Origin of the sequence: Maribacter caenipelagi (genome assembly GCF_004364175.1) — a bacterium.
GTDB lineage: Bacteria > Bacteroidota > Bacteroidia > Flavobacteriales > Flavobacteriaceae > Maribacter > Maribacter caenipelagi.
Map to the genome: position 1 here is coordinate 396,390 of NZ_SNZW01000011.1, position 21,303 is coordinate 417,692.

Sequence of the window (21,303 nt, forward strand, 5' to 3'; positions counted from 1 at the left end):
AAATGATACTATAAATTATCATTAAGGTTAAAATAAGGTTATGAAGTTAATTTTGTAAAAGTTGTAATAATGTTTAACTATTACATAGAAACTGAATTTTGTGGATGAAAATACTAATTTCTTTTTGAAAAAGTATTTTTTGTTCTGTATTCTAATAGGCTTTTTCAAATGAAAAAGTCAACTAATACCTTTACATTAAAAAAATGTAAGCTTATTTCGCTTTGTTTGTCACTAATTGTAAAGCATCTTCTGTAGTGGAGCTTACTTTAGCGGTAGAAGGCATTGGTAGACTTTTAGCGTATAACGTCTCTAATATTTCAGTTTGTTCTCCTTCTTTAACCGTAATTTTTAGGTGCATTGGTTCATATCCTACGAATTGGACTAAGACATTATGCGTACCTGCAGCAATGTCGTTAAATTCAAAATTGCCTCTAAAATTTGTTTGTGTAGAAAGAGTGGCGTTGTCTATGCTTACTGAAGCCATAAGTAATGGTTCATTAAAAAACTCGCCGTCTAAAATTTTACCTTTAATAGAACTGGTCTCCTGTGCAAAAGACAAAGAGCAAATCATTAAAGCGAATAGAATATATAATTTTTTCATGTGTTAAATAACTTACACAAAGAAAACAACCCAAGGTTAAGATAAGGTTACCTAAGGATTATTAATACATGTTTTAAAGGTTAAGGTTCTAGTACATAATAAATTAGTCTAATTTATACTTTCGGCATCAAAATGAGCAAATGCTGTATCTTGCACGCTTTAAAATAACGAACATGAATTGGGAGCAATTACTTTCTTTACGAAGACAAGGCGATAAAAATAAGAGGTTACGAAATGAACAAGATGAAACTCGTTTAGGTTTCGATGTTGATTATGATCGTATTATATTTTCATCTGCCTTTAGAAGTCTTCAAGATAAGACCCAGGTCATACCGCTTTCAAAAACCGATTTTGTCCACACCAGACTAACCCATAGTCTTGAAGTTTCTGTTGTGGGTAGAAGTTTAGGTAGATTGGCGGGAAAAAAAATAATAGAGAAACACCCGTATCTAAAAGAGGTTCATGGGTATCAATTCAATGATTTTGGGGGTATTGTAGCTGCAGCAGCTTTGGCCCATGATATTGGTAACCCGCCTTTTGGACACAGTGGAGAAAAAGCCATAGGCGAATATTTTAAAACCGGAAACGGATTGAAATTTAAGGATCTACTTTCTGAAGTGGAATACCAGGATATTATTGATTTTGAAGGTAATGCTAACGGATTTCGATTAATGACCCAAGATAGGGCAGGAGTTTCTGGCGGACTCCGTCTTAGCTATGCCACTTTGGGTGCTTTTATGAAATACCCTAAAGAGTCGTTGCCTAAAAAACCAAGTAACCATATCTGTGATAAGAAGTTCGGATTCTTTCAAAGTGAAAAACATATTTTTGATGAAGTAGCCCAAGATTTAGGACTGCCGATGAGAAGTAAAGACGGCACCATTTCTTATGGTAGGCACCCATTGACATTTTTGGTCGAAGCTGCAGATGACATTTGTTATACTATAATTGATTTCGAAGATGGCATTAACCTAGGTCTTATATCTGAAGATTATGCTTTAGAATATCTGATAAAACTAGTTAAGGATACCATAAATACCAAGAAGTATAATTCTTTGGAGTATATGGAAGATAGGCTTAGTTACTTACGAGCCTTAGCGATTAATACACTTATACAAGATGCAGTTTCTATATTTATCGCAAATGAAGAAAGTATCTTAAACGGCACTTTTGAGGTGTCTTTAATGGATAAAAGTGGATTTAAAGCACAAATTGAAGATATTATAAGCCTAAGTATTCAGAAAATCTATCAATCTCAAGAAGTGGTAGAAAAAGAAATCGCCGGTTATACCATAATTTCTGATATTCTAGACGTTTACATCGATGCTTTAATTGGCAAGAAAAACAATGCGGCATCTAATTATCATAAACTGATTTTGCGAACCTTGCCTGGTTTATATCAGCAAACCAATACTTCGCTTTACCAAATAGTATTGAATACTTGTTGCTACGTTGCTAGCCTATCTGATAGTGCAGCGGTACATATTCACAATAAGATAAAGGGAAGGCAGCTTTAGAAGCCGTAGAGGATACCTACGCCTAGTACTTGCTTAAACTGTATTTTTGGCACACCAGGGTTTACTATGGTGCCGTTATCGTTTTTGACCACATCAAAAAGAATATCGTCATCATAAATCATTTGTGTGCCTAAGCTTGTACTTATAAATTTATTTACTTTCATGTTAAGTGTAAGTTCCCAGTCAACATCAATGTTACCAAAGCTTTTTATATAATCTGTGTACAGATTAAGTCTGCTTTTTAATTCAATATTATCAGCAACGGTATAATTGAAATTGTTGGTAATAAGTATACCGATTTCCAATAAATGATTTTCTCCGGGAGTAAGAACATTGCCTTCTGCATCTAAAATAGCTTCTTGAACACCAAAAGATCCATTGTCAGCTAAATCTTGGTCTAGTACAAAAGTTGATTTCTGGGTTAATGGAGATAGGTAAAGGTTGAACTTTTCATCTTTACTGATATACGATGTACCCGCACCAAACAGTAAATAGCCAGGTGCCATAAATCTTGAAATTGGTGTATCTCTATCAGGGTACTTGTAACCGTTAGAGAATTGTGTGTTAAAATTCAGCTGTACGGAATAAAACCATCTACTATCATTATCTTTCTTAAAACCTAAGTTTGAACTTAAACGAATAACATCTTCAGTTTTTCTAAGCTTACGTCCTTCTTGTGCATTTAATCCGTATCGTAATTCTAGGTTATTATCCCATTGAAAACTGCTAAATTTATATTTTCGCGCAAACTTTAAAAATCCCAAACCACTAACGGCATTATCACCACCCGCGTTCCAGTTTATAAAAGCTACTTCGCTAATATTAATACCAAAGCTGTTTTCTGTTTCCCAAAAAGACGGTACTCGAAAACGTTGAAAACCTTTCTGAAGAGTTTTTGTTTTTTTAAAATCAATATTGGGTATTTGTAGATTTACATCTTTTCTTGGTGAGTAAATTTTATCTACCGTTCTACGAATTACGATGGTATCTACTGCGACACTATCTACAGTAACGCTATCTACTATAATGGGTGCCGGTATCGAATCTTGACCAAACGAAAGTGATGTTACCAAAAGAAGTAACAGAAATAAGAATTTAAACGATTTTGAAGCCATTATATTTATAGAAATTGTTGTACATATTGTTTTACGGACATCTTATCTATCCCTGCTTTTATATACAATTTTTCGGTAGCACCGTGTGTAAGAAAGGCATCAGGAATGCCAAATATCTTAATTATTTTATGGATTCCAATATTATTTGCAAATTCTAACAAACCACTCCCAAATCCGCCAATTGCTGAACCATCTTCTAATGTGATGATATGATCGAATTTCTGAAGTATCTCTTCTAGTAAGTTTGCATCTAAAGGTTTTATAAATGGGAAGTTATAATGGGCGATTGCAGGGTTGTTATCGAATTCATTTATTAGTTCAGAAATCATGTTTCCAATCGGCCCTGTGCTTAGAATAGCAATTTTATTCCCTTCTTTTAAAAGTTGCCCATCTCCTATATTAATATTTTTCATTGGAATTTGCCAGTTCAATTCGTTTCCACGTCCACGTGGATATCTTATAGCAATAGGATGGTCTAAACCTAACTGAGCAGTGAACATGATGTTTCTGAGCTCTATTTCATTTAAAGGAGAACAAACGATTAGGTTAGGTATACATCTTAAATATGAAATATCGAAGACACCGTGATGCGTTGGTCCGTCTTCACCTACTAAACCTGCACGATCTAAACAGAAGATAACGGGTAGATTTTGTATAGCTACATCGTGTATGACTTGATCGTAAGCTCGTTGTAAAAAAGTAGAATAAATATTACAGAATACTATTAAACCATCAGTTGCCATACCTGCAGCCATGGTTACCGCATGCTGTTCGGCAATACCAACATCGAAAGCTCGATCCGGAATAGCCTCCATCATAAATTTTAAAGAACTACCTGTGGGCATAGCAGGAGTAATCCCTACTATTTTTTTATTTTTTAATGCAAGTTCCACTAAAGTCTTACCGAACACATCTTGAAACTTAGGCGGTTCGATAGTATTAGTTTTCTTTTGTAATTCACCAGTTTGTTTATTGAACTTACCAGGCGCATGGTAGGTTACTTGATTTTCTTCTGCCTTTTGCAACCCTTTGCCCTTGGTGGTGATTACGTGTAGTAATTTAGGACCTTCAATATTCTTTAGACGTTCCAATTCTTTTACCAAAACAGGCAAGTCATGACCGTCTACAGGACCAGTGTAATCAAAATTAAGACACTCGAAAATATTCTCTTCTTTTGCGGTTCCTGTTTTTACATTGGTGAGGTATTTTTTTAATGCACCTACACTTGGGTCTATACCCATGGCATTGTCATTAAGCACAACAAGAATATTCGCATTGGTTACCCCTGCATGATTTAAGCCTTCAAATGCCATACCGCTGGCAATAGATGCATCACCAATAACGGCAATGTGTTGTCGTCGTAATTTTCCTTGTAATTGTGCGGCCAAAGCCATACCTAACAAAGCTGAAATAGAGGTAGAGCTATGACCAGTGCCAAAAGCATCATACTCGCTTTCTTGCATTTTAGGAAATCCACTTATACCACCTAATTGCCTATTGGTATCAAAAACATCTTTTCTGCCGGTCAGTATTTTATGGCCGTAAGCTTGGTGACCAACATCCCAAATAAGTTTGTCTACTGGTGTGTTGAAAACATGATGCAGTGCAATAGTCAATTCTATAACACCTAAACTAGCACCCAAATGACCTTCTTTAACCGATACAATATCAATAATGAACTCACGTAATTCGATAGCCAGACGCTCTAAATCTTTTATAGTTAAAGTTTTTAGGTCGTTAGGTGATTTGATATGTTCGAGAATCGATTTCAAATTGTGCGTTATAATGGGAACAAAAATACTTTTTTAAAAATGAAACTATCGTATTTTTGAAGCTATGGTTTTACCTTACGATGATACTTATTTTATGAAAAAGGCACTTCAAGAAGCAGTATATGCTCTTGAAGCTGGTGAAGTGCCTGTAGGCGCTGTAATTGTAGTGCAAGACAGGATTATTGCAAGAGCTCATAATTTGACCGAAAAATTGAATGATGTTACGGCACATGCAGAAATGCAAGCCATAACATCTGCAGCTAATTTTTTAGGTGGAAAGTATTTAAAAGACTGTACGTTGTATGTAACCTTAGAGCCTTGCCAAATGTGTGCTGGTGCTTTGTATTGGAGCCAGATCGGTAAAATCGTTTATGGCGCTACAGATGAACAACGTGGTTGCGGAGTTATGGGAACAAAACTTCACCCTAAAACCAAAATATCTGGAGGTGTTTTAGAAGATGAAGCTGCACGTTTGTTGCTACAGTTTTTTGCAAAAAAAAGAAAATAGCAGTTTAGTTTAGAATAAATAACCACGCGAAAGCGTGGTCATCTAATTTTTTAAAAGAGAAATATTATAATACCTGCACTTGCCCGGCAACCGTACCTTTTCTTCCTTCTTCCTCTTCATAGCTCACTTTATCACCTTCTCTAATTTCGGTGCCATGTAAAGCGGTGGCGTGAACAAAAATATCTTTTCCAGTTTCTTCATTGGTTATAAATCCATAACCCTTAGATTCATTGTAAAATTTGACGGTACCAATCATTGTATTGAAATTTTAATATTAACATTCTAATTTAATATATTTTTGCTTTGATTGGTAGTGAAACGGATTATAAATTTTTCGGAGTATCTTGATTATCAGTGTTTCTAGGCTTTTTTCCTTGCATTTTTCGCACATTCTCATCAGTAAGCATGTAGTCATTGAATTTTTTACCCTTACTTTCTTTTATTAGAAAAAGTGGCATTGCAAGTAAAAACAATCCTAAGGTTCCTGACCCTATATATTTATGTGATAGCGCTTCTTGACCGGCATCTAAACTAAATCCGTAAATAATCAGTCCCAGGGAAATTAAGACTATGATGGTTATAATGTATTTCATGTCTGAATTTTTTTCGTCAGTTTTATTGCTTGAATTATTTTGTAAATCTAATTAGCTCTCTTCTATAGGCGGTCAACAGTTTTGATTTCGACACAAAGCCCATGTACTTTCCATTCTTGACCACGGGTAAATTCCATGCTCCGCTATCTTGAAATTTCTGCATTACAATTTGCATACTATCCAGTCCGTAATAAATATGATCTGGGGCTTTATGAGTAAATGTCTCCACCTTTGTGGTGTTATAAAGTTTGGTGTCGAACATAAACTCCCGTATATCGTCCAATAGAATTATACCTAAAAATTTTTGATTGGTATCCACTACAGGAAAAATATTTCGAGCAGATTTTGCGACGGAATCATGTAGCATTTCACCTAAGGTCATATCTGGGTGTACGGTTTTAAAGTTGGTTTCTATTACAGTATCCAAATCCATAAGGGTAAGTACTGCTTGATCTTTATTATGGGTTAATAGATCTCCACTTTCTGCCAATTCTCTTGTATAAATGGTGTAATCAACGGTGTTTTTTGTGATGATATAAGATATGGATGCCGTTATCATCAAAGGTACAAATAGGGCATAACCACCTGTAATTTCAGCAATAAGGAAAATAGCCGTTAGGGGAGCATGCTGTACACCGGCAATAAGACCTGCCATTCCTATTAAAGTGAAGTTGCTTTCAGATACCGAAAACCCTAACCCGGAGTTGTTTATCAGTTTTGCCACTACATTACCTAAAGCACTACCCATAACCATTGTGGGAATAAAAATTCCCCCTGCTCCACCTGCTGCCAGTGTTGTGGTCATTGCTACCGCCTTGAAAATAGTAATACCTACCAAAAGTGCTATTACTACCCAAATATTATCCATGTAGGCGTCAAATGGAGTTTTGCCCAGCGCTTTTATATGATCACCTATTAAAAGGTCGTTAATGAATGAAAAACCTTCACCATACAACGGAGGGATCATATACAACATGATACCAATAGCTAGACCACCCACTAGTAATCGATATTTGGGACTTTTCAATGGTTTAAAAAGATTAATAATACCAAAGTACATCTTGGTAAAGTAAATAGAGGCTATGGCAGTGCCAACTCCTAAAACTATATAAAACAAGGTGTCTTTAACTTCAAAAGGTTCAGTAATAGAAAAGTTGAAAAGTACCTCGTTGCCCATAAAAAAATAGGAGGTAAGTACACCGCTGATAGAAGCTAATAAAAGCGGTAGCATAGAAATCATGGTAAGATCTAAACTAAAAACTTCAACGGCAAAAATGATGGCCGCAATCGGTGACTGAAATATAGATGAAATCGCACCTGCCGATGCGCAGGCAATTAATAAAGAACGGGTTTTGCTATTAATATGAAAAAGTCTACCTAAATTAGAGCTAATAGCTGCACCTGTAGCCACTGCGGGACCAAGTAAACCTACAGAACCACCAAAACCAACGGTCAACGGAGCTATGATTAATTGGGTATATACCTGTTTTACATCTATGCGCCCCTTATTTTTTGAAAGTGAAAATAGAATGGAAGAAACAGCATGTTTTAACTTCTCTTTATGCACATATTTTACATATAGATACACTAATGTTAAACCAATAATTGGGAGAATGAAATACAGTTGATTACTGGAGAATATGATCCCTTTTTCAAGAGAAGCTTCAATAAAGTAGGTGATATTCTTAAGGGTTACCGACGCCAAACCTGCTAAAAGACCTACAACTACACTTAAAATGTAAATAAAGGTTTTTTGAGAGATATGTTTATATCTCCATTTGTAAATGCTTTTTAAAATTTTATTCCTTTGGATGGGCATGGTTGAGCCATATCAGTGATAGGGTTCAAAGGTATTTAATTACTTGCTATGATTTCGGTTTTAAGTTCTTCTAAATCTTCAAGGTTTGTTTTATGTAAAGTTTCCATTGTTCAAGAATCCATAGTTAAAAAAATATCCTGCTCAGAGGCAGGATTTTTTTTATGATTTGATCAAGATTTACTATTCTTGAATATCCAACTTCAAGTTTAATTCTTTCAATTGTTCGTTATCAATCGGGGCAGGAGCATCGATCATTACATCGCGCCCACTATTGTTCTTAGGGAAGGCAATAAAATCTCTAATAGTTTCTTGTCCGCCTAAAATAGCAACAAGCCTATCTAAACCAAATGCTAGCCCGCCATGTGGTGGTGCACCGTATTGGAAGGCATCCATTAAGAACCCGAATTGTGCTTTTGCTTCCTCCGGAGTAAAACCTAAATGCCTGAACATGGTTGCCTGCATATCTTTATCGTGAATACGAATAGATCCACCGCCAATTTCGTTACCGTTCAATACCAAATCGTAAGCATTTGCACGTACAGCACCTGGATCAGTATCCAATAATTCTAACTGACCTGGTTTTGGTGATGTAAACGGGTGGTGCATTGCATGGTAATGACCAGTTTCTTCATCAAGCTCCAATAATGGGAAATCTACTACCCATAATGGTGCAAATTCGTTTGGTTTTCTTAGTCCCAGTCTAGTAGCCATTTCCATACGTAAGGCACTTAATTGTGTTCTTGTTTTATTGGCATCGCCAGAAAGTACACATATAAGGTCACCAGCTTTGGCGTCAGTTGCTTCTGCCCACTTAGCCAAATCATCTTGGTCATAAAATTTATCTACGGTAGATTTAAAGCTTCCGTCTTCATTACATTTTACGTAAACCATACCATTGGCACCAACTTGAGGGCGCTTAACCCAGTTTACTAAAGCATCTAATTCTTTACGTGTGTAAGACGCTGCACCTGGCACCGCAATACCTACTACCAATTCGGCAGAATTAAACACTCCGAATTCTTTATGTTGGGCAATACTGTTTAATTCAGCGAATTCCATTCCAAAACGAATATCTGGCTTATCGTTACCATATTTAGCCATGGCATCATCATAAGTCATTCTTGGGAACGAATCGATCTTAACACCATTCACTTCTTTTAAAAGGTACTTGGTCAAATTTTCGAATACGTTAAGTATATCTTCTTGCTCAACAAATGCCATTTCACAATCTATCTGTGTAAACTCTGGCTGTCTGTCGGCACGTAAATCTTCATCTCTAAAACACTTTACAATTTGAAAGTATTTATCCATACCACCAACCATAAGCAATTGCTTAAATGTTTGTGGCGATTGTGGCAAGGCGTAAAACTGACCTTCGTTCATACGACTTGGTACCACAAAATCACGAGCACCTTCTGGTGTAGATTTTATTAAATACGGAGTCTCAACTTCTATAAAGCCTTCGCCAGATAAAAACTTGCGAACGGCCATAGTTACCTTGCTTCTAAAAATAAGATTGTTTTTTACAGGATTTCTACGGATGTCTAAATACCTATATTTCATTCGTAGGTCTTCACCACCATCGGTTTCGTTCTCGATAGTGAACGGCGGAGTCTTAGATTCGTTTAAAATGGTCAATTCAGAAACTAAAACCTCAATATTACCCGTTGGGATGTTAGCATTTTTTGAAGCTCTTTCAATAACCTCACCTTTTATTTGAATAACAAACTCTCTACCCAAATTTCTTGCCTGTTCTAAAAGCTCAGCACTGGTGCGATTTTCATCAAGTACCAATTGTGTAATACCATAGCGATCTCTTAAATCTACCCAAACTACGAAACCTTTGTCTCTAGTTTTTGCTACCCAACCGGATAGTGTAACCGTTTGGCCAATATGTGATTCTCTTAGTTCCCCGCAGGAATGGCTTCTATACATAGTACTTGCTTTAATGAATTGGCAAATTTAAGAAGTCTATTTCATTATAGATCTATTTAGCTGGTAGCTTTTACACGATGACCAGTTGTGCCTATGTTAAACATGAATTGTTGTTAAAATACTGTAAAATAGAACATTATAAGCCCAATGTAAATTTAATGTAAACTAAAAGTTACCAAAACATTGATTAATTGGAAAATAAATGTATATTTGTAACGTTAGTGTTAAGGAAGAAATTAATTTAAAAAATATATCCCATGAAAAAAATCTTAATTATAGCTGTAATGGCATTGTCTTTAGGAGCATATGCTCAAGTTGATCCTACTTTTGAAAAAGAGGGTGATAAAGTAAAAGCTACATATTTTCACGCCAATGGAGAAAAGTCTCAAGAGGGCTATTTTTTAAATGAAAAGTTGGAAGGACAATGGAAAATGTTCAATGAAAAAGGAGAGAAGATTGCAATGGGTAACTATGATAATGGTGTAAGAACCGGTAAGTGGTTATTTTGGGAAGGTGATGTAACGAGTGAAGTAAACTTCGATAATAATAGAATTGCTAGTGTAAATAAAGCTAGTAAAAAAGATCCTGTTGTAAGCAATAAATAATCTCAATCAACAACAATAAAAAAGCCCCGTATCATTTGATACGGGGCTTTTTACTTTAGTTATTTTGTGGTTATGCCACTTGTTCTAATTGTTTATTTTCTTCATTACTATTACTGCCGAAACCGCTAAACTTTATTTTTATACGGTATACTATGTTGAATAATACTGGCACGATTATAAGGGTTAAGAAAGTCGCAACGATTAATCCGAAGATAACCGTCCATGCTAATGGTCCCCAGAAAATTACGTTGTCACCACCAATGTATATATGCGGATTAAACTCTGTGAATAGCGCAAAGAAATCAATGTTGAGTCCGATTGCAAGCGGAATCAATCCTAATACGGTGGTAATTGCTGTTAATATTACTGGGCGTAATCTTGCCTTACCACCAACAATCATGGAATCGGTTGCATCTTCCATGGTTAACAGATCACTGTCTTCCATACCAAGACGCACTTTTTTACGATCTATCAGAATTTGGGTGTAATCTAGGAGTACCACTCCGTTATTTACCACAATACCGGCTAACGAAATAATACCCATCATAGTCATCATAATTACGAAAGACCATCCGGTAATCATCAATCCTCCAAATACACCTATAAAACTTAAGAAAATAGCGATCATAATAATCAAAGGTTTAGAAATGCCACCAAATTGGAATATTAGAATAAGCATAATCAATCCTAATCCTGAGAAAAAGGCACCTATTAAGAAAGCTTGTTGCTTAGCTTGCTCTTCTAATTGACCTGTGTAATCAATTTTAACGGTTGCGGGAGTTCCATCAAAACTTTCCATCTCATTTTGAATCTCGGCCACAATAGCACCGGCATCTGTAAAACCAGGTTTTAATCCGGAATAAATAGTTACTACTCGTTTTCCGTCTCGGTGTTTAATAGCACTATAACCAGATGTGTTTTTCTCGGTGGCTACAGCAGAAATCGGAATCTCCTTAATCTGCCCGTTAGAAGGATCTCTAAAAATGATATTTTGATTGAATAACGCACTCTTATTGTATCTCAAATCTTCATTGAATCGAATGTTGATATCATAATCTTCACCATCTTCTTTATAAACACCTGCCTTTTCACCAAAAATAGAACGTCTTAACTGGTTACCAACTTGACCAACGGCAACACCCAGTTCACCTGCTTTTTCGCGATCTACAATTACCTGCATGGCAGGTTTGCCTTTGTTTACATCGATTTTCAATTCTTCAATACCGGCAATGTTTTTGGTGTTGATGAAGTTTTTAACGTCTTCGGCGGTATTGATCAGTTCATCATAATCATTACCTTCAAGCTCAATATTAATAGGAAAACCAGCTGGTGGACCATTGGCATCTTTTTCTACAGAAATGGCAACACCTGGGTAAACACCCTGTAAGGCAGCCTGCACACGACCACGAATATCCTCGGTATTTAGGCCATTACGATATTTATACTCACTAAAGTTTACGGTTACCTTACCCTTATGTGGCATTTCTGCAGATGACCCACCATCTGTAAGCGGATTACCAGCACCTTCGCCAACAACAGATACAGCTGAGGCCATCATAAAGTTTTTACCATCTGCATTCTTGTACCTATCATCATCCATGATAGCGTACACCTGCTTTTCGACCTCTTTGGTGATTTCATTGGTTTTCTCAATAGAGGTACCTTCAGGATATTCTACATACACATAGATTTCATTTGGTTTATTATCAGGGAAGAATTCAATTTTGGTTCTGCCACTACCTACAGACATTCCAAATAACATAAATACACCAATCAACATTAAAAAAGTTACACCAAAATACCAGTATACATTACTACCTCTTAAGGCATGTTTTAAACGACGCTCATACCAATTTTCGAAATGAGCCATTGTATTCTTTTGAAATCTAATTGCAGATCCCTTAATGATATATTTGTATGCCCAGAACATGATTCCGGTCAATATCAACACAGAACCCAAGCCACGCATGGCGCCACCAAAAATTAGTATTAAGGCACCTAGGCCACCTAGAATAGCACTCATTCTAATCAATTGCTTTAAGGTCAGTTCTTTTTCATCTGTACTCATGAATTTCGAAACTAACATAGAGTTCATGAAAATTGCCACAAACAATGACGATCCTAAAACCACAGAAAGTGTAATAGGGAAGTAGATCATAAACTGCCCGAAAATACCAGGCCAAAGACCTAATGGTACAAACGCTGCCACAGTTGTAGCTGTCGATATGATAATTGGGTAGGCAATTTCACCGATACCTTTTTTAGCAGCTTCGATTCTAGACATGCCTTCGTCCATTAAACGATATACGTTTTCTACTACAACAATACCGTTATCAACCAACATACCAAGCCCCATAATCATTCCGAAAAGGATCATTGTGTTTAAAGTGTAGCCAAGCCATGAAAGAATTACGAAAGACATGAACATAGACATAGGTATCGCAAAACCAACGAATAATGCATTTCTAAAGCCTAGGAAAAACATTAAAACGGTTACAACTAGAATAATACCAAAGATGATATTATTGACCAAATCATCTACTTGGTTCAGTGTACGTGTAGAAGAATCATTGGCAATAGAAATATTTAAATCTGGAGGAAAGTAATCTGCTTTCTCCTTTTTTACCAACGCCTTTATTTTATCAGCTGCTGAGATTGAATTTCTACCTGCTCTCTTTTTAACATCGAGCATCACTACATTATTACCAAATTCTCTAGCATATGTAGTTTTATCTTTTGCTTGAAAGTTGATGGTTGCAATATCTTTCAAGTATACGGCGCCATTTTCAGATTTGACTACAAAGTTGTTCAATTCTTTAGGGTCCTCTACTTCACCAAGAATACGAATGGTTCGTCTTTGTCCTACGGTTTTTAAATTACCTGCAGACATGGTCATATTACCATTATTTATTGCATTTATGACATCTTGAAAGCTAATTTTTGCAGCCATCATTTTATAGATGTCTACACCAACTTCTACCTCTAAATCTTGTGCACCACGTATATCCGCTTGTTTGATTTCAGGTAGATCTTCTACTTCATCCTGTAAATATTCGGCGAACTCTTTTAATTTTTCTACAGGATAATCACCTGTAAAGTTGATGTTCATAATAGGTACCTCTTCTGAAAAGTTGAGGTCAAAGACATTAGGCTCAACCTTTGCCCCATTGAAAGTAGGCCAGTCTTCACTAGCTTTTTCACTATCAACTTCATCTTTTATCTTTTGCTTTGCCTGTTCAACGGTTATCTCTTCATCGAACTCGATAGTTACAATGGCGTAATCTTCTTGAGAAGTTGATGTAACTTCTACAACATTACTTACATTCTTTAATCTATCTTCTAAAGGATCTGTAATCAGTTTTTCAATATCCTCAGCAGTGTTACCTGGGTAAGGTGTACTAATGTAGATTTTAGTTTCTATGATCTCAGGAAAATCTTCTCTTGGCATGGCCATGTAGGCGCTGAATCCTAGCCAAAGAAAAATGGCTATCATGACATAAATAACCGAAGGGTTATCAATGGCCCAAGACGATAAACCGAATTCCTTATCGGCGTTCTTTTGTACTTTGCTCATCGATATTTATTTTTGGATTTTTACTTTTTGACCATCCTTTACACTTCTAGCACCTTCTTTAATGATTTGGTTGCCATCTGCTAAACCAGATAATACTTCAATATTCGCACCCTGAGTTTTACCAGTTATGATAACGCTTCTTTTTACCAAAGCCTCACCATCTGCATTCGGCTCTTCTGCAACAAAAACATACTGCTCACCATCTGCATTTTCTGAAATTATACTAGTCGGTATTAATATGGCATCTTCACTTGTATAGTCATTAATAGCTACCTTTGCGGAAAGATTAGGTTTAATTTTACCTTCTTTATTTGGTACAGGTATTTCTACCTCAAAAGATCTGTTCGAGGGATTGATAAAATTGCCTGTTTCTCTAATTTTTGTAATGATACTATCACCTAAAACAGGAAAGTATACTAAAGCTTCTTTACCTTTAGAAACACTACCTATATATGTTTCTGGCACTTCTACCTCAATGTACATATCAGATAGATTTACGATACGAAATACCTCTGAACCTTGCCCGGGTGCAACTACGGTACCTTGATCTTTTATTACATTGTCAATGATACCGGAGAAAGGAGCTCTTATAGTAGATTTCCCTAATTGACTTTGGGCTTGAGACACCATATTTTCTGCAGCTTCATAATTGGTCTTAGCTTGTAAAAATTGAATTTCTGAACCTATATTCTGATTCCATAAGCGTTCTTGACGCTCAAATGTAGTTTTGGCTAAATCAGCTTGTGATTTTAATTGGCTTAGTTGGCTTGACATTCCGCCGTCGTCAATAGTCGCTAATATCTGTCCTCTAGAAACTTTGTCCCCCTCTTTAACATAGACTTTTTGTAGCGTACCGGCCATTTCTGGGTATATCAATACATTTTGTTTGGTAGATACATCACCTTGTAATTCTAAGTAGTGATTAAATAGCTCTTTTTTAGCAGTTAAGGTATTTACCAAAGGTAATTTCTCTTCATTACCCAAAATAGCAATAGCAGAATCTAAAGATTTCAGTTGTGCATCAATCAGTTTTTGTTGTGAGGTAATATCATTTTTTTTAGCCCTTATCGCCTCTAGGTCTTGCTGTGCGATAATATCTGTTACCGATTGCTCACCACTGCCACATGAGTATATGCCAACGGTTGCAATAAATAAAACTAGTATTTTCTTCATGATTTTATTTTTAATGATTGATTATTTAGTCTTTTGTATTTAAAATGATTTCTAATTCGGTTTTGTTATTAATTACCTCTACCATTGACTGTAAGTATTCTTGTTGGGTAGTATATAATTGTGTTTGTGCCTGTCTCAGTTCAAAACTTGAAGCAAGACCTTCTTTATATTTGATTTGGTTTTTGTTTTCAATACGTTCAGATAGTGTTAGGTTTTGCTTTGCAGTTTCGTAATTATCAATCGCCAGTGTATAATTGTTTTTTGCATTCTCTAACTGTAATCTAATTTGTTGTTCAGCTTCGGTTAATTGTGTTTTTGATTTTTCTAAAGCAATTTTGGCACGTTGCGTACTTGCACTTCTTTTAAATGAACTGAAAATTGGAATATTTAAATCAAATCCTAAGATCGAAGAATCGAACCATTGTTGGTCTCCACTGAAAAAATCGAAGTTTTCTGAGAAGGCAGAGCTTCCGTAGTTTACATACGCATTTAAGGTCGGCAATGCGCGGCTTCGTGCCAATTTCCATTCAAAAAAACGCTGTTCGTTTAAATTTTCTGCCAGCTTATAATCAACGTTATCATTGATGTTGAAGTCGATAGCAAGAATACCTAACTCCATTTTTGACATGGTAAGATCTTCTAAGTTTTCTTGCAATTGTGTAGGTGCATTAAGGTCTAGACCCATGCTTACATTCAACATCTGTAATGTAATGTCCTTTAGTCTAAGAGCACTTTGTAATTGATTTTCAACAGACGATAAGGTAATTTGAAGCTGATCAACGCTTTCTTCATCTCCTAGTCCGTTTTCAAACAATTTAGAAGTTTCGTAAACATTTTTCTCTAGTGTAGTTTTATTCTTTTCTAAAATAGCAACGCTCTCTTCTGCTAATAGCACATTGCCATAAGCTTCAACAACTTGTTTTCTAACGTCTAACTCTGTTTTTTCTTTATTATTCGCACTATAACTTAAAAATGCTTTGGTTGCTTGCACGCCAACAATGTAAGAACCATCAAAAATTTGTTGGGTCAATGTTGCGGTCGCCGTGGCAGATTGAGGCTGGGAAAAAATAACTGGTATAAATGTACCAGCTTCTCCACCTGCCAGTTCTGCAGGTAATAAGGATACGGGTTGTTTTAATTGATTTTGATAACCAACAGATCCGTTAACTTGAGGAAGTCCGCCGGCAATAGTTTCCCATTTTTGCTTTTGTGCGTCTATAATATCTCTATTTGCATTAATTGCCGAATAGTTATTTTCTAGTGCAAATTGAATTGCTTCTTCTAACGTAAACGAATAGGTTTGCTCTTGTGAATATCCTAAACTAATACTTAGAATAGTGATTAATACTAATAATTGATGTCGCATTTATTCTTGATTTGAATTGATGATGTTATTTAATATGGTTTTTCCTTTTGGTGTTATAATCCCTCTTAAGTGATATTCTAAAAATGAGTCCATAAGTTTACCTATTGGAAACTGTTCTAATGGAAAAATGTTTTGATCTTTAATACTGTTCATGCCGGTAAAATATATACGAGCAACAAACTCCGGATTTATATTATCTCTAAACAAGCCTTGTCTTAAACCACCTTCAACATTCAATAATATGCACTTATGCATTTTATCGAATTGTAGTAGCTTAAGGTTTTTATGAATTTTCGGATAGTATTTCATTAATTGGTACTGAGGAGAGCTTTTTTCATTATTTAAATGAGACATTACATACTTTTTAATCTCATAAAGTTCTTCAATAGCGTTTTTCTCCATCGCTATAATTAAGTCGATACCGTTGCTTAAATCACAGAACTTATTCATTACGCAATCTTCTACTAACGAAGTCTTATTGCTGTATTCGCTGTAAATGGTTTTTTTTGACATGCCAATCTCATTGGCAATATCGTCCATGGTAATACTTTTAAAACCACGTTCTAAGAATAGCTGTGAAGCTGTATCTCTAATTTTTTCTTTCATAAGGGCTACAAATATACATCAGGAAACTTTAGAAACTAAAAAAGTTTCCAAAGTTTTACAATTTGTTAATGTCATATTTAAAGTTCACCCGTTGTTTATTGATTCATTTCTAGCAACATAATCTTTGTAGGCTTCTTCTCCTTCGTTTTTCCAGAATTCATCATAATGTTTCCATTTAGAAAAATCGTTTCTTAAGGGTTTGCATGGGTCAAATTTTGGAAACTTTTTGCGTTTGTTCTTTTTCTTGTTACCTGGTCCGTCTCCACCTCCAAAACCAAAGATTATTTTGGAGAAAAGAAGTATTCCAACAGCTTTCCAATAATCAATTTGAGGTAATCCAAAAATATCTGGCATAAGCCAATTCCATAAGCGCATGACAATGTAGCCCACTAAAAAGGCTATCGCGAGACCTAGCAAAATAAATAGGAGAATTTTAAACGCTTTGTACACGTAGTGTTGCACTGATTTTTCCATGTTTTTTTCCAAATTAGATTTCATAATGCTATTTTTTAATTTTCTATACTTTTAAGTAATATTGATAATGCTCTATGTCTCCTAGACATAAGTGTGCCTTGTGGTATGCCGGTTTCAAAGGCAATTTCTTTGTAACTATAATTTTCAAAATCTACCGCGATGATAATGTCCCTATACACAGGTTTTAGTTCACTAATTGCAATCTTTAGCTTTTCGCGAACATGATGAGGATATTCGTTGGAAGTTTCATCATAGAATAGGTTGGTGAAATCCGTCCAAAGTTCTTCTAGTTGATCTTGATCATCAAAGCGCGATTTTTTAGCGCGCAATATGTCGGTAATCTTATTTTTGACAGCATTATATACATAACCGCCAATGTTATGTATAGGTAATGCATCAATAGGTCTAGAGAAAATACGTAATGCAACATCTTGTATAATGTCTTCTGCATCACTTTCTGATGTTTGTTTAATTTTAGATTGAATATAGTACTTGATCGAGCTATATTCTTCTTCAAAAAAACTATTCAGGTTCTTGTTATCTTTTTGGTTGGATGACATCCAAGAGTATTTTCAATTGGTCTTCCTATATAAAGACGAAGAAGTTGAAACCTATTGCATTTTTAAGAAATATTTTTTTAAAAGGGAAATCTAATTGATGGTAAAGGTAATATAATCAAACAGTTGTGTTTATTTTTTTGCGATATAAATATATCGTAACAATAATTAAAAGAAGTATGCTTAGAAGGTACCAGACATAAGATTGATTGTTTTTGGGTTGGGCAATTTCTATAATCTGTAGTTGTTGGTTGATCTCAACATTAGTCAATACCTGAGTATTGCCACCCGTCCAATCTACAATAACAGAATCTATTTTTGTATTTGCTCCTAATCCGAAGTGTGCAATGACGGAGTTTTGAGACAAATGGCTGGATCCGCCACCATCTATTTCTCTAATAAATCTTTTTCCCTTGGCAATTACCGTAACCCTTGAACCTATTCCGTTGGCTTCGGCCTGTACACCTTTTAATGCCACTTTTAACCAGTTACCTGTAGCAATATCATTTCTAAAAAGGCGAGTGGTAGATGCTATTGGGTAATTTAAAATAGGATGTTGATTTACAACTAATAAATCCATATCGCCATCATTATCCATGTCAAAAATTACCGATCCTCTGCCGATACCATAATTGTTTATGGCTAATTCCCTTCCTTTTTCAGTAAAGGTATTGTCGTTATTGTCAAAATAGAAATTGCCCATTGGTGTGCAATTCGGATTCAGATCACCGTTAGAAACAAAAAGGTCTAAATCTTGATCATGGTCAAAATCTGCAAAATTGGCGCCCCAACTTATGGCTAAATTATAAGTACCCAATTCTTTTGCCTTGTCTACAAATGGTTTGCCATTGCCTTGGTTATCCATTAGCATGTTGAACTTGATGTTGGTAATGTAATAATCCATCCACCCATCGCCATTATAATCGCCCACAGCAGCTCCCATGGCGTTGATTTTCAAATCCATTTCGGTTTGCTTGCTTGTGTCTTCAAAATGGTCATCAGGATATTGATTTTGATATAGAAAGTTGGGAACTGCTTTATACCCAAAATCTTGATTAACCAATAGATCTTGATCATGGTCATTATCAAAGTCGGTGAAAACACCGCCAAAACCAAAACCTTTATGCCCTAAACCGTATTCATCATAAACGTTTTCGAAACTTTTGCCTCCTTTGTTTTCGAGTAAATAACTTCTTGCTGTTTGATTGGCGCTAACAATAGTAGCATCTTTTATGATACCTAGTTTGCCAGTAAATTCTTGAAAATAATTGCCTACAAATAAATCAGGATATCCATCTGCATTAAAATCTCCAAAACTCGGTCCTGTACTAAAAGAGTTTAAGTCCTCTAAACCGTATTCATTCGTGACATCTTTAAAGGTGGCATCTCCATTATTTAAGAACAGTAAATTTTTAGCTCTTGGTATTATGCTTTTGCCATCTGTAGTTGTAATCGTGGTAATGAACAAATCTCTATACCCATCTTTATTAATATCGGCGCTTACAACACCTTGTGTAACATACTCGTCAGTAACTTCTAGTCCAGAACTCTTGAAAATATCTTTGAAAGTACCATCACCATTGTTAAGGTACAATCGATCGGATTTTATACCACTTGTTATATATAGATCTTCAAATCCGTCATTATTGACGTCAAATACGGTAACACCGCCGCCAAATGTTCCTTCATAGACTTCGTATTGGTGGTTAATACCAGCAGCTTCTGAAATATCAGTAAAAGTTTGTTGCGCATAACTCATCATTCCGAATACTAGAAAGAATATGCTAGTGCTTATTTTAATGGGTGCTGAATTATTTTTCATTATTGTTCTTCCATTCTAGGGCATAAATGTTTTTAGCAATTTCGACCCCTTTATTTAATCCTACTTCATTGTCTAATTGTGTATGTATTCCGCCATAAAATCTAGAATCTGCGGTTTCTAGCGCTGCATCCCAAAACGTATCAAAAGATCGAATTACAAAGTCGGTTTCTTTGTGTTCGTCACGTTCTCTGCCTTCGTGGGCTCTATCTATAAAGGTAAATTCTTTTCCAAAATTATGTTCTAACACGGTAGCTGCAGCTGCAGCTTGTATAGCATGACCAGACGGAAATGATGGAAAAGGAGGGTCGGGCCAGAAAGACTCCCATTCTTCATCAATATATTTTGGTATAAACGTATTCGGGCGTTCAGTGAAAAATTGATATTTCCATTTCCAGCAATTCACGAAAGCATCTGATACTGCCATGCCTACTTGAGCAAATATTTTGGCGCTTTCAATAAGTGATATGTCATGCCCTTCTATGGCTAAAGTGGCGAAATAGTACGAATGCCCTGGTGGTGTAAAACTAACATCTGGGTCATCGCCCCACCAAATAGCTGCTTCTTTTTCAAGCTGTGTCAATTCTAAATCTTTCAGATATACATTTTCGAATTGCTTGTAGTAGGGCGAACCTGGTGTAGTGTCATACGGAATCATAATTGGATCCTTAAGTTCTTTATTCGTGGATGCAAACGTTCTATTTTCTCCCCAATGTGGGTGTAAAGGGTGGTGACTGAAAGATTGTGCGAATAAGGGCGGTTTCCATGCACCCGGTCTGTCTAGGTGTACCATTTCTTTATCAAAATTATTAAGATACCCTCTATGTCCACCATCGGTTTTGGACCATTCGAAAATAGTTTGTGCGACAGATCTACCAAACTCCACAGAACGTGAAACGGTTTCTTTATCTAGACCATCTTGAAATTGAGTGAAGATTACACGCTCTAAAGAATCAATTTTCTGAATATTTTCTTCGGATGTTTGAACGTAGATATTTTTTAGAATTTCTGATTGACCTGCATTTAATGCCAATACCCAATTATATTCTTTTAAATCATCAACAATTGGAAGCTGATCTAAGCCATTTAATTGCCCATTCATTGATGTATACTCAGAAAAACCTGGTACTATAGCTTCGTACATGGCAAGACCGATATACCCAAATGCCCTAGATGCAAAAGTGGGGGAATTTGACGGGGTATATCTAGTAATGAATAAGGTCATATTTGCCCATTCTAAAGCAACTTCTTTACCACTCATTTTTGACT

Annotated in this window: 18 protein-coding genes; 3 read left to right on the forward strand and 15 right to left on the reverse strand. The window is 35.7% G+C overall.

The features are described 5' to 3' along the window. Window positions 1-211 precede the first annotated feature (211 nt). The gene (locus DFQ03_RS02560) at window positions 212-601 is read right to left on the reverse strand and encodes a carboxypeptidase-like regulatory domain-containing protein (RefSeq protein WP_133671460.1); all 390 of its coding nucleotides are present in this window, start codon (window positions 599-601) and stop codon (window positions 212-214) included. A 173-nt stretch (window positions 602-774) separates the two neighbouring features. Between DFQ03_RS02560 and DFQ03_RS02565 the strand changes: the two genes are divergently transcribed. Then, on the forward strand, window positions 775-2,118 hold the full coding sequence (locus tag DFQ03_RS02565; protein WP_133671461.1) for a deoxyguanosinetriphosphate triphosphohydrolase: 1,344 nt from the start codon (window positions 775-777) through the stop codon (window positions 2,116-2,118). Here the strand turns inward: DFQ03_RS02565 and DFQ03_RS02570 are convergent. Next, on the reverse strand, window positions 2,115-3,233 hold the full coding sequence (locus DFQ03_RS02570; RefSeq protein WP_133671462.1) for a DUF3078 domain-containing protein: 1,119 nt from the start codon (window positions 3,231-3,233) through the stop codon (window positions 2,115-2,117). The genes DFQ03_RS02565 and DFQ03_RS02570 overlap by 4 nt on opposite strands. A gap of 5 nt (window positions 3,234-3,238) precedes the next feature. Further along, window positions 3,239-5,005, reverse strand: coding sequence for a 1-deoxy-D-xylulose-5-phosphate synthase (locus DFQ03_RS02575; protein WP_133671463.1), 1,767 nt, complete (start codon window positions 5,003-5,005; stop codon window positions 3,239-3,241). Between the two features lie 64 nt (window positions 5,006-5,069). On the opposite strand from DFQ03_RS02575, the gene DFQ03_RS02580 reads away from it, so the two are divergent. After that, on the forward strand, window positions 5,070-5,513 hold the full coding sequence (locus tag DFQ03_RS02580) for a nucleoside deaminase (protein ID WP_133671464.1): 444 nt from the start codon (window positions 5,070-5,072) through the stop codon (window positions 5,511-5,513). Window positions 5,514-5,577: 64 nt separating this feature from the next. On the opposite strand, the gene DFQ03_RS02585 is transcribed toward DFQ03_RS02580, so the two are convergent. The 4 genes from DFQ03_RS02585 to aspS form a co-directional block, all read right to left on the reverse strand. After that, window positions 5,578-5,769 (reverse strand): cold-shock protein, encoded by a 192-nt coding sequence (locus DFQ03_RS02585; RefSeq protein ID WP_027065298.1) that lies wholly within the window; start codon window positions 5,767-5,769, stop codon window positions 5,578-5,580. A 67-nt stretch (window positions 5,770-5,836) separates the two neighbouring features. Next, window positions 5,837-6,106, reverse strand: coding sequence for a hypothetical protein (locus DFQ03_RS02590; protein ID WP_133671465.1), 270 nt, complete (start codon window positions 6,104-6,106; stop codon window positions 5,837-5,839). A gap of 34 nt (window positions 6,107-6,140) precedes the next feature. Continuing rightward, entirely contained in the window at window positions 6,141-7,925 is a 1,785-nt protein-coding gene (locus DFQ03_RS02595; RefSeq protein ID WP_133671466.1) for a chloride channel protein, read from the reverse strand. Between the two features lie 180 nt (window positions 7,926-8,105). Further along, a complete protein-coding gene (gene aspS / locus DFQ03_RS02600) occupies window positions 8,106-9,860 on the reverse strand; it encodes an aspartate--tRNA ligase (protein WP_133671467.1) in 1,755 nt (584 codons plus the stop codon). A 257-nt stretch (window positions 9,861-10,117) separates the two neighbouring features. On the opposite strand from aspS, the gene DFQ03_RS02605 reads away from it, so the two are divergent. Beyond that, window positions 10,118-10,465, forward strand: coding sequence for a toxin-antitoxin system YwqK family antitoxin (locus DFQ03_RS02605; protein WP_133671468.1), 348 nt, complete (start codon window positions 10,118-10,120; stop codon window positions 10,463-10,465). Window positions 10,466-10,535: 70 nt separating this feature from the next. Here the strand turns inward: DFQ03_RS02605 and DFQ03_RS02610 are convergent, their stop codons facing one another. The 8 genes from DFQ03_RS02610 to DFQ03_RS02645 all read right to left on the reverse strand — a co-directional run bounded on the left by DFQ03_RS02610 (window position 10,536) and on the right by DFQ03_RS02645 (window position 21,295). Then, window positions 10,536-14,039: an efflux RND transporter permease subunit gene (locus DFQ03_RS02610; protein ID WP_133671469.1), complete on the reverse strand. Its 3,504-nt coding sequence runs from the start codon at window positions 14,037-14,039 to the stop codon at window positions 10,536-10,538. A 6-nt stretch (window positions 14,040-14,045) separates the two neighbouring features. Further along, entirely contained in the window at window positions 14,046-15,212 is a 1,167-nt protein-coding gene (locus tag DFQ03_RS02615; RefSeq protein WP_133671470.1) for an efflux RND transporter periplasmic adaptor subunit, read from the reverse strand. Between the two features lie 25 nt (window positions 15,213-15,237). Next, entirely contained in the window at window positions 15,238-16,578 is a 1,341-nt protein-coding gene (locus tag DFQ03_RS02620; RefSeq protein WP_133671471.1) for a TolC family protein, read from the reverse strand. Continuing rightward, window positions 16,579-17,184 (reverse strand): TetR/AcrR family transcriptional regulator, encoded by a 606-nt coding sequence (locus tag DFQ03_RS02625; protein ID WP_133671472.1) that lies wholly within the window; start codon window positions 17,182-17,184, stop codon window positions 16,579-16,581. It lies immediately after the preceding gene. 84 nt (window positions 17,185-17,268) lie between these two features. Beyond that, complete coding sequence (locus DFQ03_RS02630; protein WP_133671473.1) at window positions 17,269-17,682, reverse strand: hypothetical protein; 414 nt, start codon at window positions 17,680-17,682, stop codon at window positions 17,269-17,271. Window positions 17,683-17,693: 11 nt separating this feature from the next. Further along, entirely contained in the window at window positions 17,694-18,218 is a 525-nt protein-coding gene (locus DFQ03_RS02635; protein ID WP_133671474.1) for an RNA polymerase sigma factor, read from the reverse strand. A 115-nt stretch (window positions 18,219-18,333) separates the two neighbouring features. Then, the gene (locus DFQ03_RS02640) at window positions 18,334-20,037 is read right to left on the reverse strand and encodes a CRTAC1 family protein (RefSeq protein WP_133671475.1); all 1,704 of its coding nucleotides are present in this window, start codon (window positions 20,035-20,037) and stop codon (window positions 18,334-18,336) included. Further along, a complete protein-coding gene (locus DFQ03_RS02645) occupies window positions 20,027-21,295 on the reverse strand; it encodes a phosphatase PAP2 family protein (RefSeq protein ID WP_243834397.1) in 1,269 nt (422 codons plus the stop codon). Before DFQ03_RS02645 ends, DFQ03_RS02640 begins: the two co-directional genes overlap by 11 nt. Window positions 21,296-21,303 lie beyond the last annotated feature (8 nt).